Below are 14,365 nucleotides of genomic sequence, written 5' to 3'. Positions count from 1 at the left end.
TGTTGTGCTCTCAACCAGAGGGGATAAACCCAAATGAATAATTCAGTGTGGATACGGAAATCATGATCCCTGTCATTCTCTGTGGTGGTACCGGCTCGCGCCTGTGGCCGCTGTCGCGCGAAGCCTATCCGAAACAGTTCCTGCCCCTCGCCGGCAGCCAGACCATGCTGCAGGCCACGGCCCTGCGACTCGACGGTCTCGCGGGCGTGCAGGCACCGATACTGGTGTGTAACGAGAATCACCGCTTCGCCGCGGCGGAGCAGCTGCAGGAAGTGGATCGGGCTGCCCAGTCGATCCTGCTCGAGCCCTGTGCGCGAAATACCGCCCCGGCCATCGCACTGGCGGCCCTGGCGGCGGTTGAGCAGGGTGATGACCCGATGTTGCTGGTTCTGCCGGCCGACCATGTGGTTGCGGATGACGAGGGCTTCCGCAAGGCGGTGACCGCCGCAACGGCGCTGGCGGAGAGCGGGCATCTGGTGACCTTCGGGATTGTTCCCACCAGCCCGGAAACCGGTTATGGCTACATTCGCAGCGGTGATGCGGTGGCGGAGGGCTGGAAAGTCGCAGAGTTTGTGGAAAAGCCGGACTTGGCGACCGCAGAAAAATACCTCGCCAGCGGCGAATACAACTGGAACAGCGGCATGTTCCTGTTCCGCGCCTCACGTTACCTGGAAGAGCTGGCGCAACACCACCCGGACATGCTCGAAGCCTGTCGCGCGGCGTTCGCCGGTGCCCAGCGGGATCTCGATTTCACCCGTATCGATGCCGAGGCCTTCAGCCGCTGCCCCTCGGACTCAGTGGATTACGCGGTAATGGAAAAAACCGAATCCGCCGCGGTGGTACCGATGCAGGCGGGATGGAGTGACGTGGGATCCTGGTCGGCGCTGTGGGAACTGGCCGAGCGCGACGAAAATGAAAACCTTTTGCGCGGTGATGTCCTCGCCGAGGACGCGTCCGGCTGCCTGGTGCACGGTGGTGATCGCCTGGTGGGCATACTGGGAGTCAAAGACCTGGTGGTCGTGGACACGGATGATGCGCTGATGGTGGCCGACAAAAGCCGGGTCCAGGAGGTTAAAACCCTGGTGCAGCGGCTCAAGCAGAGCAATCGCAGCGAAGCGGAAAACCACCGCAAGGTGTTCCGTCCATGGGGTTATTACGACTCCATCGATGCCGGTCCCCGCTTCCAGGTCAAGCGCATTGTGGTCAAGCCCGGTTGCCAGCTGTCCCTGCAAATGCATCATCACCGCGCCGAGCACTGGATTGTGGTGCGCGGCACCGCCAAGGTGACGCGCGGTGAAGATCAGATACTGCTGACGGAAAATGAGTCCACGTTCATTCCTCTCGGTGTGGTTCACCGCCTCGAGAACCCGGGCACCATTCCCCTCGAATTGATCGAGGTGCAGTCTGGCAGCTACCTTGGTGAAGACGACATCGTGCGTATCGAGGACCAATACGGCCGCAATTGATGTCTTGCCAGTCATAGATTCGCTCTATCCTGCCGTTAGGTGACGGGGGATCAACCTCCGTCGCCTGCGCTGCTACAATGCGGGCCGTTTTTTCGCTGTGTCCGGAATTTTGCATGAACCCCACTGAACGCCGCGCTCTGGCCGGCCTCGCCTCCCTGTACGTTTTCCGCATGCTGGGCCTGTTTATGGTATTGCCGGTGCTGTCCCTGTACGGCACCGATTACCAGGGCAGCACGCCGGCCCTGTTGGGGCTGGCGCTGGGAGCCTATGGTCTGAGTCAGGCGCTGCTGCAGATTCCCCTGGGGGTGCTGAGCGACCGCTGGGGCCGGAAGCCGGTGATTTTCCTCGGTCTCGCGGTATTCGCGCTCGGTTCCATGGTGGCGGCGTTGACGGACTCGGTGTTCGGGCTGATCGCCGGGCGAATTCTTCAGGGGGCCGGCGCCATTGCGGCGGCCACCATGGCCCTGGCCGCCGACCTGACCCGGGATGAGAACCGGGGCAAGGCGATGGCGGTGATCGGTGCCTCCATCGGCGTTGCCTTCGTGCTGGCGGTGGTTCTCGGCCCACTGATTGCCAGTTTCGGCGGCCTGTCGGCGATTTTCTGGCTGACCGCACTGTTGGCCCTGCTGGGCATGCTGCTGGTGTGGCGGCTGGTGCCGACGCCGCAGGCATCTGCGCGCAGGGCGCCCCGAAAAGGCGACTTCTCCCGCTTGCTGGCGCAGGGTGATGTGTGGCGGCTGGTGTGCGGGGTGTTTTTCCTGCACCTGCTGCTGACCATGTTGTTCGTGCCGTTGCCAATATTGCTGGTGGACCAGCTCCAGCTCCCCAGCGAGCAGCACTGGAAGCTCTATGGCCCGCTGATGCTGGGGGCGTTTGTGCTCATGTTGCCGCTGATGCGGCTGGCGGAAAAGCGCAGCAAGGTGCCGGCAGCGATGCGCCTGGCGTTACTGGGGCTGGTATTTGGCGGCGTGGCCCTGATGCCAGAGGTGCACGGTGGCTGGATCATTCTTTGCCTGGGGCTGTTTTTCCTCGCCTTCAACCTGCTGGAGGCGCTGCTGCCGGCGCAGCTGACCCGTATCGCTCCGGCGGAATGTCGCGGTGCTGCCACCGGCCTCTACGCGACCATGCAGTTTCTCGGCGCCTTCGTCGGCGGCAGCCTCAGCGGCGTGGTTTTCGGGCAGGGTGGCGCGGGTGCAGTGGCGACACTGGCGCTGGGCGTACTGGTGCTGTGGTCGCTGGCCTGGTGGCAACTGCGCGGTAAGCCCCTTCCTGTTGCGAGCAGCTGATAGGCGATCTCTCCGGCGAGCGATGCTGGCGGCTGGCGGCGGTGACGCCCCCCGGGCGAGTGTTGTATGCTGCTGGATATAAATACACTGTTGGCGGCGGTGGGTTGGCCGGAAGGTCCGTCCACCGCCGCCTTTCCCGATTTTGAACTTTTGAATACAGAACGGGCCTCCATCTGTACCCGGGTGAGGCTCACGTAGAGGAGAGGCTTATGGCCAGGGGCGTAAACAAAGTAATTCTGATTGGCAACCTGGGCGGTGACCCGGAAACCCGCTATTTGCCCAGCGGCGGCGCCGTTACCAATATCACCGTGGCGACTTCCGAAACCTGGAAAGACAAGCAGACCGGTCAACAGCAGGAGCGCACCGAGTGGCACCGCGTGGTGTTCTTCAATCGCCTGGCCGAGATCGCCGGTGAGTATCTGCGCAAAGGCAGCAAAGTGTATCTGGAAGGTTCCCTGCGCACGCGCAAATGGCAGGACAAGACCTCCGGCCAGGACCGCTACACCACCGAGATTGTCGCCAGCGAAATGCAGATGCTGGACGGCCGCGGTGAGCAGGGTGGTGGCTACCAGCAGGGTGGCGGTCAGGGTTTCCAGCAGCAGGGTGGTGGTTACGCCCAGCAGGGACCGCAGGGTGGCGGCTACCAGGACGAGTACTCCCAGGGCCGCTCCGCACCGTCCCCGATGGCGCCTTCCAATCAGCCCCAGCCAGGCCAGCCCCAGAACAAGCCTGCGGGCAACCAGCCGCCGGCGGGTGGCTTCGATAACAGCTTCGACGACGATATTCCGTTCTGATCGGAGGCGACAGCGCCATGCATCACACGGGTTATCAGCCGGATACGGTGGCGCTGATCGGCGCCGGCAATGCCATCGACAGCGCCCTGCAGAAGGGTTTGCAGAAAGTGGGTTTCCGGGTTCAGCTGGTCGGTCGCGAGCAGCTGACGGCAGAGAAGTTTCCCGCCCGCTCGGGCACCATCGTCATCAATGCTGCCAGCTGTGGTGGCGGCGCCCTGATGGCCGAGGCTCGGGCGGTATGCGAAGCGCTGAAGGGATTGCCGTTCACGGCGCTGTTGCACCTCTCGTCATACGGTGTATTCGGGCGTGCTCGCCGCAAGAAAATTGACGAGGAGGAGGAGCCTTCTCCTTCGTCCGAACGCGGACGAGACTGGCTCGCCTGCGAGGAGATACTTTCTGCGGTAGACAACGTCAGTATCCTGCGCCTTGGCTGGCAGGTTGATCGCAGTGAGGACGCCTTGCTGGGGCGTATCCTGCGAAGCCTGCTGGAGGGCAGGCCGGTGATCCTCGACGACACCAGCAAGGGCAACCCGGTGACCGTAGCGGATCTGGTGCGGGTCGCGGTAGCGATTACCCAGCAGCTGGCCAGCGGCGGCCCCAAATCGGGTCTGTACCACTACGGCTCGGCGGATACCTGTACGGCGATGGAGTTCGGCCGTGAGGTGATTGATCGCGTGCGCTCGCTCTACGGCGAGGACTTTGCTGCAGAACTGGCGGTGCTGGCGCCGGCCGAAGAGGATCGATCCTCGGTGCTGAGCTGTGGGCGGTTACGGGATGTGTTCGGTATCCAGCAGCGTAGCTGGAGGCAGGGTCTGACTCGTCAGGTTGAGCTCTGGCTCGAGCGACTGCAGAAGCCGGAGGTTTAGGCTGAGGTTTAGGCTCAGGCGTGGCTTCCGGGATGATACGCTGGTGACTGATTGCCGCCAGCCAGAAAAAAGGGCGAGCCGCTATGCGACTCGCCCTTTTTAATGCCTGGTTTCTGGTCGGTCTCAGACCTTGTCGAAAACCAGGCTGGCGTTGGTGCCACCGAAGCCGAAGCTGTTTGACAGGGCCCGGCGAACTTCGGTCTCGCGCAGTTCGGTGACCAGGTCGAGGCCTGCGGCCGCTTCATCCACGGTCTCTACATTGGCAGAGGCGGCGATAAAGTCGTTCTGCATCATCAGCAGGGTGTAGATGGCCTCCTGTACGCCGGCAGCGCCCAGTGAGTGGCCGGTGAGGGACTTGGTGGAGGCAAATGCCGGCACCTTGTCGCCAAACACTTCCTTCATGGCCCGCAGCTCAGCGACGTCGCCCACCGGCGTCGAGGTACCGTGGGTGTTGATGTAATCGACACCGCCCTCAAGTCCATTGCCGTCCATGCCGGCCAGCGCCTGCTGCATGCAGCGCGCAGCGCCTTCACCGCTGGGAGCTACCATGTCGTAACCGTCGGAGGTTGCACCGTAACCTACCAGTTCGGCGAGAATATTGGCGCCACGCGCCTTGGCGTGCTCCATTTCTTCCAGTACCACACAGCCGCCGCCGCCGGCGATCACGAAGCCGTCGCGGTTCGCGTCATAGGGGCGGGATGCCGTGGTGGGGGCATCGTTGTACTTGGATGACAGCGCGCCCATGGCGTCAAACAGGTGAGTCAGGCTCCATGCCAGTTCCTCGCCGCCACCGGCAAATACCACATCCTGCTTGCCCATCTGGATCAGTTCCGCACCGTTACCGATGCAATGCGCGGAGGTGGCACAGGCCGAGGAAATGGAGTAGTTCACGCCCTTGATCTTGAAGGGGGTGGCCAGGCACGCGGATACGGTGCTGCCCATAACCTGGGGCACCCGGTAAGCGCCGACGCGACGCACGCCCTTGGTCTTCAGGATGTTGGCAGACTCGATGATGGCTGCGGTGGAGGTGCCGCCGGAACCCATCACCAGGCCGGTGCGCGGATTGGATACGTCCGATTCTTCCAGGCCCGACATCTTGATTGCCTCGGCCATGGAAATGTACGCGTAGGCCGCGGAGTCGCCCATAAAGCGCAGGTGCTTGCGGTCGATATGCTCTTTGAAGTCGATATCGACTACACCGGCGACCTGGCTGCGCAGGCCCAGCTCGGCGTATTCGTCCATGTAGCGGATGCCGCTACGGCCGGCTTTCAGGGAGGCCAGCACTTCCTGTGCGTTGTTGCCGATGCAGGAAGTGATGCCCATTCCAGTGATGGCTACCCGGCGCATAGTGATCTCCAATAAAACTTGTAGAGTGAATTGTTATTTTTTTATGTGACAGTGTTTGTCGTTAACAGTGCCCTGTATGACGGCCTGCAGGATCAAAAATTGTCGGTGCGGGTGAACAGGCCGACACGCAGATCCTTGGCGGTGTAGATTTCACGGCCGTCAACGGATACCGAGCCGTTGCCAATGCCCATGACCAGCTTGCGCTCGACCAGGCGGCTCATCTCGATGTGGTAGGTGACTTTCTTGTTGGTCGGCAGGATCTGGCCGGTGAATTTCACCTCACCACAGCCCAGGGCGCGTCCGCGGCCGGGGTTGCCTTTCCAGGCCAGGAAGTAACCCAGCAGCTGCCACATGGCGTCGAGGCCGAGGCAGCCGGGCATGACCGGGTCACCCGGGAAGTGGCAGTCGAAGAACCACAGGTCGGGTGTGATATCCAGTTCGGCAATCAGCTCCCCTTTGCCGAACTCACCGCCGTCTTTGGCGATGTGGGTGATGCGGTCCAGCATCAGCATGTTGGGTGCGGGCAGCTGTGCATTGCCCGGGCCGAACATTTTGCCCTGGCTGCATTCCAGGAGTTCTTCACGGGTGTAGCTGCTTTTTTGAACGAAATTACTCATTGGGTCCCCGATTCTGGGCAATCTTTACACGAGCCGGCATTCTAAGGGCTAAGGATAGCTTGTCCAGTCGGTCATAACCCTTTTTGTGACCGGAACTGTCCCAATTAGCCCTTGACCAGTGTGCAGCGCCCGAATGCTCTGGTTTTTCGGCGGTGTGGGCTGCGGTGCAAAGCTGGACTGATTCTTGCGATACTTTTGTGATAACTTGCCGCAATTCGGTGCAGGACGGCGCTGGATCCGAATTTTGATAAGGGGGCGCGATGCTCAAAAAATGTCTTTTCCCGGTGGCCGGGTATGGAACCCGTTTTCTGCCGGCAACCAAGGCGATGCCCAAGGAAATGTTGCCGCTGGTCAACAAGCCGCTGGTCCAGTACGGCGTGGAGGAAGCCATTGAGGCGGGGCTCACCGAGGTCGGATTTGTGACCGGGCGTGGCAAACGCGCCATCGAAGACCACTTCGATACCAATTTTGAGCTGGAGCAGCAGATCGCCGGAACGGGCAAAGAGCGCTACCTCGACAGCGTACGCAAAGTCATCGACAGCGCCAGCTTCTCCTATACCCGCCAGGGCGAGATGAAAGGACTGGGTGATGCGATCCTGCAGGGGCAGCGCCTGATCGGGGATGAAGCCTTCGGTGTCGTGCTGGCTGACGACCTGTGTCTGAACGAGGAACTGGGGGTTCTCGGGCAGATGGTGCAGCTTTACAAGCAGTTCCGCTGCAGCATCGTCGCCGTCGAGGAAGTGCCGAAAGAGCAGATTCACAAGTTCGGGGTCATTGCGGGGAATGAAATCAAGCCGGGCCTGTATCAGGTCACCGACATGGTGGAAAAACCCAAAGCGGAAGATGCGCCGAGCAATATGGCGATTATTGGTCGCTATATTCTCACGCCGGACATTTTCGATCTGATCCGCGAGACCCCACCGGGTAAGAATGGTGAAGTGCAGATTACCGATGCACTACTTACCCAGGCCAAGCGCGGCTGTGTGCTGGCCTACCGCTTCAAGGGACGCCGTTTCGACTGCGGTTCCGTGGATGGCTTTGTCGAAGCCACCAATCACGTTTACAAAAATATCTATTTACCTGGGGAGAAGGGCTGAGATGTCTGAATTAACCTGTTTTAAAGCCTACGATTTACGCGGCCGAGTGCCCGACGAACTGAACACCGATGTTGCCTACCGTGTAGGCCGCGCCTTCGCTCAGTTTCTGGATGCCCGGCGCGTGGTCGTGGGGCACGACATCCGGCTTACCAGCGGCGAACTGACCGAGGCGCTGGCGAACGGCCTGCGCGATGCGGGTGCCGATGTATTTCATATCGGTGAATGCGGCACGGAAGAAATTTACTTCTCGACCTTCCACGGGGACTTCGACGGTGGTATCTGCGTGACCGCGAGCCACAACCCGATGGATTACAACGGCATGAAATTTGTGCGCGCGGGCAGCCGTCCGATCAGCGGCGATACTGGTCTGCTGGATATCAAGCGCCTGGCCGAAGAAAACAATTTTGCGGCGGTGGAAAAGCGCGGTGAACTGCACACCTTTGCGCACCGCGACGATTTTGTGAAACACCTGCTGGGCTATGTGGATGTATCCAAACTGAAGCCGTTGAAGCTGGTGGTCAATGCGGGTAATGGCGGTGCTGGTGCGGTGGTTGATGCGCTCGCGCCGAGCCTGCCGCTTGAGTTCGTGCGTGTGAACCACGAGCCCGACGGTAATTTCCCCAACGGTATTCCCAACCCGATCCTGCCGGAAAACCGTGAATCCACGGCCGCGGCGGTGCGCGAGAGTGGTGCCGATTTCGGTATTGCCTGGGATGGTGACTTTGATCGCTGCTTCTTCTTCGATGAGAACGGCGAGTTTATCGAGGGTTACTATGTTGTCGGCCTGTTGGCGGAAGCCTTCCTGGTCAAGCATCCCGGTGCAAAAGTGGTGCATGACCCGCGCCTTACCTGGAATACCGAAGATATCGTCAGGAGTGCCGGAGGCGAGCCGGTGCAGAGCAAGACCGGTCACGCCTTTATCAAGGAGCGTATGCGCAAGGAAGACGCCATTTACGGCGGTGAAATGAGTGCGCATCACTACTTCCGTGATTTCGCCTACTGCGATAGCGGCATGATTCCGTGGTTGCTGGTGTCGGAACTGGTAAGCCGCAGCGGCAAGACGCTGTCCCAGCTGGTGGGTGAGCGCATGGCCGCCTTCCCCTGTAGTGGCGAGATCAACTCCAAAGTGGAAGATCCCAAGGCCCTGCTGCAAGCGGCGGAAGAAAAATATGCGGCGGGTGCCAACAGTGTTGAGCATGTGGACGGGCTCAGCATCGCGTTCGACGACTGGCGCTTCAACCTGCGCATGTCCAATACTGAGCCGGTGGTTCGCCTGAACGTCGAATCCCGCGGGGACGAGGCGTTGATGAAGGCCAAGACCGAAGAGCTTCTCGGCCTGATCCAGGGCTGAATGCTAAACCGGGAGCGCGTCCGCGCTCCCGGTTTTTAATTCCCGATACTTTTCTCTGCGCTTCAATTTTTGGCCAACCTGCGACGGAATTCGTCGTGGTACTCCTGCTGGATTTTTTTCAGCTCTTCCAGTTGTTCTGCACTCAAGATCTTGACCATTTCTGCTCGCGTGGCGGCGCGCACGCCAATGATCTTCGCATCGAGCTCTTCCTTCTGTTCCCGGGTAAGCTTCGGCATTTTGCCGCGCGCGAAACCATACTCCCTGAGGAGCGATAGCTGCTGCTCAAAGTTGTTCTCGATTAGCGGTAGCGCCTGGTCTTCCTGTTCCGGCGTCAGTTTCAGGCGCAGGGATACCCAGTCGGTGATGTCATCGTACTTTTCCCAGAAATCATCTCCGAGGCCGGAGGTGTCCACGGCCTTGCCGGTCGACACCACAGTGAACAGCAGCAGGGCAAAGAGGGCGGCAGAAAGGGAAGACCAGAATGGGTCGCGGGATTCCGGGGGCATGCTTGGCGCTCCAATCTACGGGTTACCCAAAGCGTAGTAGAGGATTTCGGCGCCGCAAGGCGTACCCGGTAGTCACAGGTCTGTTATGTTGGAGGCCGAGGGTCGTCGGGATGTCAGTATTGCCCGTTACCGAAACCGGGGTAGAATCCGCGCCTTTCAAGCCCGGCCGTAAGGAGAGGAATCATGGCAGTAAATATAGCAATCACGGGATTTGGCGGTCGTATGGGCCGGGTGCTGGCGGAAGCGCTGAAGCAGGCTGAAAAAGACGGTGCGGCAAAGCTGTCTGCCGCCATCGTACGTCCGGGCTCCAGTCTGGTCGGGGCCGATGCCGGTGAAGTGGCCGGCATCGGGCGCAACGGGCTTTCTATTGTGGACAGCCTGGCGCAGGCAGACTTTGATGTGCTGATCGACTTTACCTCTCCCCTGGCGACGCTTGAAAATGCGGCTTTCTGCGCCGAGCATGGCAAGGCTATCGTGATTGGAACCACCGGGTTCGATGCAGATCAAAAGGCGCAGATGCTCAGTGCCGGTGACAAAACCCCGCTGTGTTTCGCCACCAATTTCTCCACCGGTGTGAATCTGTGCTTTAACTTACTGGAAACCGCTGCCCGGGTTCTGGGGGATGATGTGGATATCGAAATTGTCGAGGCCCATCACCGCCACAAGGTAGACGCGCCCTCGGGCACTGCGCTCAGTATGGGTGAGGTTATTGCCGATACACTCGGCCGGGATCTTGCAAAGGTGGCGGTCTATGGCCGCGAAGGGCAGACTGGCGCCCGGGAGCGGGAAACCATCGGTTTCGCTACCGTGCGCGGTGGTGACGTGGTTGGCGAGCATACGGTTTCGTTCCTCGCTGACGGCGAACGCATCGAGATTACCCACAAGGCCAGCAGTCGGCTGGCATTCGCCCGCGGCGCAGTGCGCGCAGCGGTCTGGTTAAATGGTCGCGCAGCGGGGCAATACGATATGCGCGACGTTCTGGCGTTGAAATAACACGGCCAATCTTTCAGGAGCTTTTGCTTGGACAAGAAAATCATCGTTGGTAGCGAAGAGTGGTGCGCTTTTCCGGGGCTTGGTATTCCCGCGATCAAGGCGCGGGTGGATTCCGGGGCCAAGACGTCCTGCCTGCACGCATACAATATTCAGCCATTCAATCGCGGCGGTGAGGCCTGGGTGAGCTTTGAGGCACACCCGCTGCAGAACCTGCGCCGTCCGCGGGTGCGCTGTGAAGCGCGTGTGCTCGACAAGCGCACGGTGCGCAGCTCTTCCGGTGATTCGGAAAAGCGTCTGGTGATCAAGACCAGCATCAGCATTGGCGGCAGCGTGTGGGATATCGAACTCACCCTGACCAATCGCGATTCCATGGGCTACCGAATGCTGCTGGGACGCGAGGCGATGATGGGACGCATGCTGGTGGATCCCTCCGAAAGCTTCTGTCTCGGTGAAATTCCTCCCAGCCAGCTGGAGGAGTACTACCACGACGAGCATCATATGGCGGGCACGGGACTGCGTATTGGCGTGCTGGCATCCAATCCGGACCTGTACAGCAACCAGCGGATCATGGAGGCCGGCGCCGAGCGCGGGCATCGCATGACATTTCTGAACATCCGTCAGTGCTATATGAAGCTGGATTCCGCGGAGCCGGAGGTGCACTACCGGGACGGCCGTATTCTCAACAACCTGGATGCGGTGATTCCGCGTATCCGCCCCAGCCAGACCTTCTATGGGTGTGCGCTCACGCGCCACTTTGAGAGTATGGGGGTGTATGCCCTGAATGGCTCTCAGGCGATCAGTCAGTCGCGGGACAAGCTCTATTCCCTGCAGTTGCTACAGGAGGGCGGGCTGAATATACCGATCTCCGGTTTCGCCAACTCGCCGATGGACACCAACGAGCTGATCGATATGGTCGGCGGCGCCCCGCTAATTGTGAAACTGCTGGAGGGAACCCAGGGACGCGGGGTGGTGCTGGCGGAAACCCGCAAGGCGGCGGAATCGGTGATCAATGCCTTCAAGTCGCTGAAAGTGAACCTGCTGGTGCAGGAGTTCATCCGCGAGGCCCAGGGCAAGGATTTGCGCCTGTTCGTAGTGGACGGCAAGGTGTTTGCCGCGATCCAGCGTGAGGCAGCGCCGGGTGAGTTCCGCGCCAACATCCATCAGGGTGGCACTGCATCCATCGTCAAGGTGCTTCCGGAAGAGCGCAAACTGGCGATCAAGGCGGCGAAGGTGCTTGGCCTGAAAGTGGCGGGCGTGGATATCATTCGCTCGAAGAAAGGGCCATTGCTGCTGGAGGTGAACTCGTCTCCGGGGCTGGAGGGAATCGAGAGCGCTACCCGCAAAGATGTGGCTGGCTCCATGATCATGGCGATTGAAAAGGCGCTGAAGTGGCGCCCGGCAATAGCGACGGGCGATTCCCTGCCCCCCGAGGTCTCCGACTGAACATACGGGGACCTGACCCACATATTCTGGCGCGCCGCTGCCGCTCTCCGTTGGTGGGTGGCAGGGCCCGGTACTAACCTTGGGTTAGTCCCGTGGGATCTCAGCCTGAGGTCGGCTCTCGACGCGGGCGGTATTCCAGCGCGCCGGTGACCCTTAACGATGTCGAAGTCAGATTCCTGCTCCTATTCCGCCGAAATTCATGTCCTGCCGCGTAACGCTGGCTCGGGCAGCCGGCGTCACACACAATCTCTCCTCTGCGCCCTGTTGCTGCCTCTGCTGTTTTTGGCGGTGGCCCCCGCGCGCGCTGAGGCCAGCGGCCACCTTTCGGATAGCGATCTCGGGCGCAAGGTGATGGTGGACTACATCGTTCATTTCGCGCACCACGTGCAATGGCCGATCGAGGTGTTCAGTGGCACCGGTGCCCCCTTCCGGATTTGCCTGATGGGGAGCGATGAGCTGGTGGCGCCACTGACTGCCCGGTTTCACCGGCACCGGATACAGGGGCGGATGGTGGAGCTGGAGCGGGTAAACGATGGTGAAATGTTGCGCGCGCGCCGTTGCCAGATCATGGTGATGGGGGATATGGGCGCCGAACAAATGGCGGCCGCCGTGGGGGCGCTGGAGTTCTTCCCGGTGCTGACGGTCAGCGATATAAACCGTTTTGCGCTTCTCGGGGGGATGGTTGAGTTTGCCGGCAGTGGCGCCAATATGGCCCTGCAGCTGAACAAGACCCGTCTGGACCGGGCCGAGTTGAAAGTGGGAAGCAGCCTGTTTCGGCTGAGTCGGCAGGTAAACTAGGCGACGAGTGCGCAAACCGGTTCCGTCGGCTTCCTTTCCAGAGCGCAGGGCGGCCAGCAATCGCCGTTTTCCCCTCCGTTGTCGGTCGTGTCACAGGCCTGCGTTATCCGCCCCAATACCTATTCATGAATTGCCGCGCCTGCGGGAGAGATGGCGTAAATTTATACTGGCGATCGGCGTCAGTTTCCCGTAGAATCTGCGCCCGGCTTGGAAAGGTCCCACCGTAGTCGCCCGCACCCTCTGAAGGTCTGTTGGAGGTTTCAATTTCCACAGGATCAGGTCGCAGGGCCCGTGGCTTCCAAGCCTTGAATAAGCGCCGGAGATGGCGGGATGTTCCGCCCGTACAGCCCCCAATATTGGCTGCCGGCCACACAGTGAGAGCCCAGGTGAAAGCCTCAGTGAGCCAACCGTGAATAACTTTATAAAAAAGCGAGATGAAGCAGCCGTTTCATCTCGCTTTTTTATAAAAGGCTTCTGGTAAAAAGTTGCACCTGAAACTGCACTGGTCGTGCTCGCAAAAAGCGCGCCCTCTCACCCCGCCCGGAAGCTGTCCTGACGACTGGAGATTGAATTGAACAACACTGTTCCCAAACCGGAATCCCTGATGCCCAGCACCACCCCGGCCCTGTTGGTGCTTGCCGATGGCAGTGTCTTTCGCGGCCGTGCAATTGGCGCCGAAGGCACAACTGTCGGCGAGGTAGTCTTCAATACCTCCATGACGGGTTATCAGGAAATCCTGACGGATCCCTCCTACGCCCGCCAGATCGTTACCCTGACTTACCCGCATATCGGCAATACCGGCACCAACTCGGAAGATGAGGAGTGTGCCGAGATCTGGTCCGCCGGCCTGGTGATCCGCGACCTACCGCTGCTGGCGAGTAGCTTTCGCAGCGAACAGTCGCTGGAAGACTATCTCAAGGAGCGCAATATTGTCGGCATCGGCGATATCGACACCCGCCGCCTGACCCGTATTCTGCGGGATAAGGGCGCGCAGAGTGGCTGCATTGTCGCCGGAGGCTCTCCTAACGACAAGATCGACGAGGAGGCCGCGCTGGCCAAGGCAAAAGCGTTTGCCGGCCTCAAGGGCATGGATCTGGCCAAGGTCGTCTCCACCAAAGAGAAGTACGACTTTAACGAAGGCACCTGGGAACTCGGACAGGGCCACAAGCCGGCGCCGGCGGCACAGCCATACAAAGTGGTCGCTTACGACTTCGGTGTGAAACGCAATATTCTGCGTATGCTGGTGGATCGCGGCTGCAACATCACTGTGGTGCCTGCGGAAACGCCTGCTTCCGAAGTGCTGGCAATGAATCCGGACGGCGTTTTCCTGTCCAACGGCCCCGGCGATCCCGAGCCCTGCGATTACGCCATCAAGGCCATCAAAGAAATTCTCGACACCGGGCTGCCCACCTACGGCATCTGCCTGGGGCACCAGCTGCTCGGTCTCGCCGTAGGCGGCAAGAGCGCGAAGATGAAGTTCGGGCATCACGGCGGTAACCACCCGGTGCAGGACCTGAACAGCTCCAAGGTGATGATCACCGCGCAGAACCACGGTTTTGCGGTGGATGTCGACTCACTGCCAGAGAATGTGGAAGTTACCCACAAATCCCTGTTCGACGGCACGCTCCAGGGTATCCGCCTGAAGGACAAGCCGGCCTTCAGCTTCCAGGGCCACCCGGAAGCGAGCCCGGGCCCACACGATGTGGCGCCACTGTTCGACCAGTTTATCGAGATGATGGAAGCGCGCCGCTAAGCAAAGCCTCCTGAAACGAAGACCAGAATTTTATCCACCGGCCAAGGC

13 protein-coding genes and 1 pseudogene are annotated in these 14,365 nt (G+C 60.4%); 11 read left to right on the top strand and 3 right to left on the bottom strand.

The annotated features are described in order from the left end of the window. The first annotated feature begins 62 nt into the window (after positions 1-62). From GTQ55_RS14575 to GTQ55_RS14560, 4 genes are all read left to right on the top strand, one after another. Positions 63-1,466 carry a mannose-1-phosphate guanylyltransferase/mannose-6-phosphate isomerase gene (locus tag GTQ55_RS14575; protein ID WP_183946681.1) on the top strand — a complete coding sequence of 468 codons (1,404 nt, stop codon included), beginning with the start codon at positions 63-65 and terminating at the stop codon, positions 1,464-1,466. Between the two features lie 113 nt (positions 1,467-1,579). Then, positions 1,580-2,752 (top strand): MFS transporter, encoded by a 1,173-nt coding sequence (locus tag GTQ55_RS14570; RefSeq protein WP_161859398.1) that lies wholly within the window; start codon positions 1,580-1,582, stop codon positions 2,750-2,752. A 209-nt stretch (positions 2,753-2,961) separates the two neighbouring features. Continuing rightward, positions 2,962-3,546 (top strand): single-stranded DNA-binding protein, encoded by a 585-nt coding sequence (ssb, locus tag GTQ55_RS14565; protein ID WP_161859397.1) that lies wholly within the window; start codon positions 2,962-2,964, stop codon positions 3,544-3,546. A gap of 17 nt (positions 3,547-3,563) precedes the next feature. Further along, positions 3,564-4,412 carry a sugar nucleotide-binding protein gene (locus GTQ55_RS14560; RefSeq protein ID WP_161859396.1) on the top strand — a complete coding sequence of 283 codons (849 nt, stop codon included), beginning with the start codon at positions 3,564-3,566 and terminating at the stop codon, positions 4,410-4,412. Between the two features lie 123 nt (positions 4,413-4,535). Here GTQ55_RS14560 and fabB read toward each other — a convergent pair whose 3' ends face one another. After that, positions 4,536-5,759, bottom strand: coding sequence for a beta-ketoacyl-ACP synthase I (gene fabB, locus GTQ55_RS14555; protein ID WP_161859395.1), 1,224 nt, complete (start codon positions 5,757-5,759; stop codon positions 4,536-4,538). A gap of 92 nt (positions 5,760-5,851) precedes the next feature. Continuing rightward, positions 5,852-6,376: a 3-hydroxyacyl-[acyl-carrier-protein] dehydratase FabA gene (fabA, locus tag GTQ55_RS14550; RefSeq protein WP_161859394.1), complete on the bottom strand. Its 525-nt coding sequence runs from the start codon at positions 6,374-6,376 to the stop codon at positions 5,852-5,854. Positions 6,377-6,636: 260 nt separating this feature from the next. Here fabA and galU point away from each other — a divergent pair, with 260 nt between their 5' ends. Together galU and GTQ55_RS14540 are read left to right on the top strand one after the other, a co-directional pair. Then, positions 6,637-7,473 carry a UTP--glucose-1-phosphate uridylyltransferase GalU gene (galU, locus tag GTQ55_RS14545; protein ID WP_161859393.1) on the top strand — a complete coding sequence of 279 codons (837 nt, stop codon included), beginning with the start codon at positions 6,637-6,639 and terminating at the stop codon, positions 7,471-7,473. 1 nt (position 7,474) lies between these two features. After that, positions 7,475-8,824, top strand: coding sequence for a phosphohexomutase domain-containing protein (locus tag GTQ55_RS14540; protein WP_161859392.1), 1,350 nt, complete (start codon positions 7,475-7,477; stop codon positions 8,822-8,824). Positions 8,825-8,886: 62 nt separating this feature from the next. On the opposite strand, the gene GTQ55_RS14535 is transcribed toward GTQ55_RS14540, so the two are convergent. Next, on the bottom strand, positions 8,887-9,330 hold the full coding sequence (locus tag GTQ55_RS14535) for a hypothetical protein (RefSeq protein ID WP_161859391.1): 444 nt from the start codon (positions 9,328-9,330) through the stop codon (positions 8,887-8,889). A 183-nt stretch (positions 9,331-9,513) separates the two neighbouring features. Here GTQ55_RS14535 and dapB point away from each other — a divergent pair, with 183 nt between their 5' ends. The 5 genes and pseudogenes from dapB to carA all read left to right on the top strand — a co-directional run bounded on the left by dapB (position 9,514) and on the right by carA (position 14,317). Further along, entirely contained in the window at positions 9,514-10,323 is an 810-nt protein-coding gene (gene dapB, locus GTQ55_RS14530; RefSeq protein WP_161859390.1) for a 4-hydroxy-tetrahydrodipicolinate reductase, read from the top strand. 27 nt (positions 10,324-10,350) lie between these two features. Continuing rightward, a pseudogene (locus tag GTQ55_RS17990) lies at positions 10,351-10,704 on the top strand (ATP-dependent zinc protease family protein); the annotation flags it as partial. 132 nt (positions 10,705-10,836) lie between these two features. Beyond that, a complete protein-coding gene (rimK, locus tag GTQ55_RS14525; protein WP_237567932.1) occupies positions 10,837-11,766 on the top strand; it encodes a 30S ribosomal protein S6--L-glutamate ligase in 930 nt (309 codons plus the stop codon). A gap of 159 nt (positions 11,767-11,925) precedes the next feature. Continuing rightward, positions 11,926-12,564, top strand: coding sequence for a YfiR family protein (locus GTQ55_RS14520; protein WP_237567695.1), 639 nt, complete (start codon positions 11,926-11,928; stop codon positions 12,562-12,564). A 604-nt stretch (positions 12,565-13,168) separates the two neighbouring features. Continuing rightward, the gene (gene carA, locus GTQ55_RS14515; protein ID WP_161860189.1) at positions 13,169-14,317 is read left to right on the top strand and encodes a glutamine-hydrolyzing carbamoyl-phosphate synthase small subunit; all 1,149 of its coding nucleotides are present in this window, start codon (positions 13,169-13,171) and stop codon (positions 14,315-14,317) included. The last annotated feature ends 48 nt before the right edge of the window (positions 14,318-14,365 follow it).

This window comes from Microbulbifer hydrolyticus (genome assembly GCF_009931115.1).
Taxonomy (GTDB): domain Bacteria; phylum Pseudomonadota; class Gammaproteobacteria; order Pseudomonadales; family Cellvibrionaceae; genus Microbulbifer; species Microbulbifer hydrolyticus.
This window is presented reverse-complemented; position numbering and strand designations above follow the sequence as displayed.

Excerpts from the sequence above, each read along its gene's own strand:
- fabA (WP_161859394.1), bottom strand. The coding sequence starts at position 6,376 with ATGAGTAATTTCGTTCAAAAAAGCAGCTACACCCGTGAAGAACTCCTG.
- ssb (WP_161859397.1), top strand. The coding sequence starts at position 2,962 with ATGGCCAGGGGCGTAAACAAAGTAATTCTGATTGGCAACCTGGGCGGT.
- GTQ55_RS14570 (WP_161859398.1), top strand. The coding sequence starts at position 1,580 with ATGAACCCCACTGAACGCCGCGCTCTGGCCGGCCTCGCCTCCCTGTAC.
- GTQ55_RS14560 (WP_161859396.1), top strand. The coding sequence starts at position 3,564 with ATGCATCACACGGGTTATCAGCCGGATACGGTGGCGCTGATCGGCGCC.
- GTQ55_RS14520 (WP_237567695.1), top strand. The coding sequence starts at position 11,926 with ATGTCGAAGTCAGATTCCTGCTCCTATTCCGCCGAAATTCATGTCCTG.
- carA (WP_161860189.1), top strand. The coding sequence starts at position 13,169 with ATGCCCAGCACCACCCCGGCCCTGTTGGTGCTTGCCGATGGCAGTGTC.
- dapB (WP_161859390.1), top strand. The coding sequence starts at position 9,514 with ATGGCAGTAAATATAGCAATCACGGGATTTGGCGGTCGTATGGGCCGG.
- galU (WP_161859393.1), top strand. The coding sequence starts at position 6,637 with ATGCTCAAAAAATGTCTTTTCCCGGTGGCCGGGTATGGAACCCGTTTT.
- GTQ55_RS14540 (WP_161859392.1), top strand. The coding sequence starts at position 7,475 with ATGTCTGAATTAACCTGTTTTAAAGCCTACGATTTACGCGGCCGAGTG.
- fabB (WP_161859395.1), bottom strand. The coding sequence starts at position 5,759 with ATGCGCCGGGTAGCCATCACTGGAATGGGCATCACTTCCTGCATCGGC.
- GTQ55_RS14535 (WP_161859391.1), bottom strand. The coding sequence starts at position 9,330 with ATGCCCCCGGAATCCCGCGACCCATTCTGGTCTTCCCTTTCTGCCGCC.
- GTQ55_RS14575 (WP_183946681.1), top strand. The coding sequence starts at position 63 with ATGATCCCTGTCATTCTCTGTGGTGGTACCGGCTCGCGCCTGTGGCCG.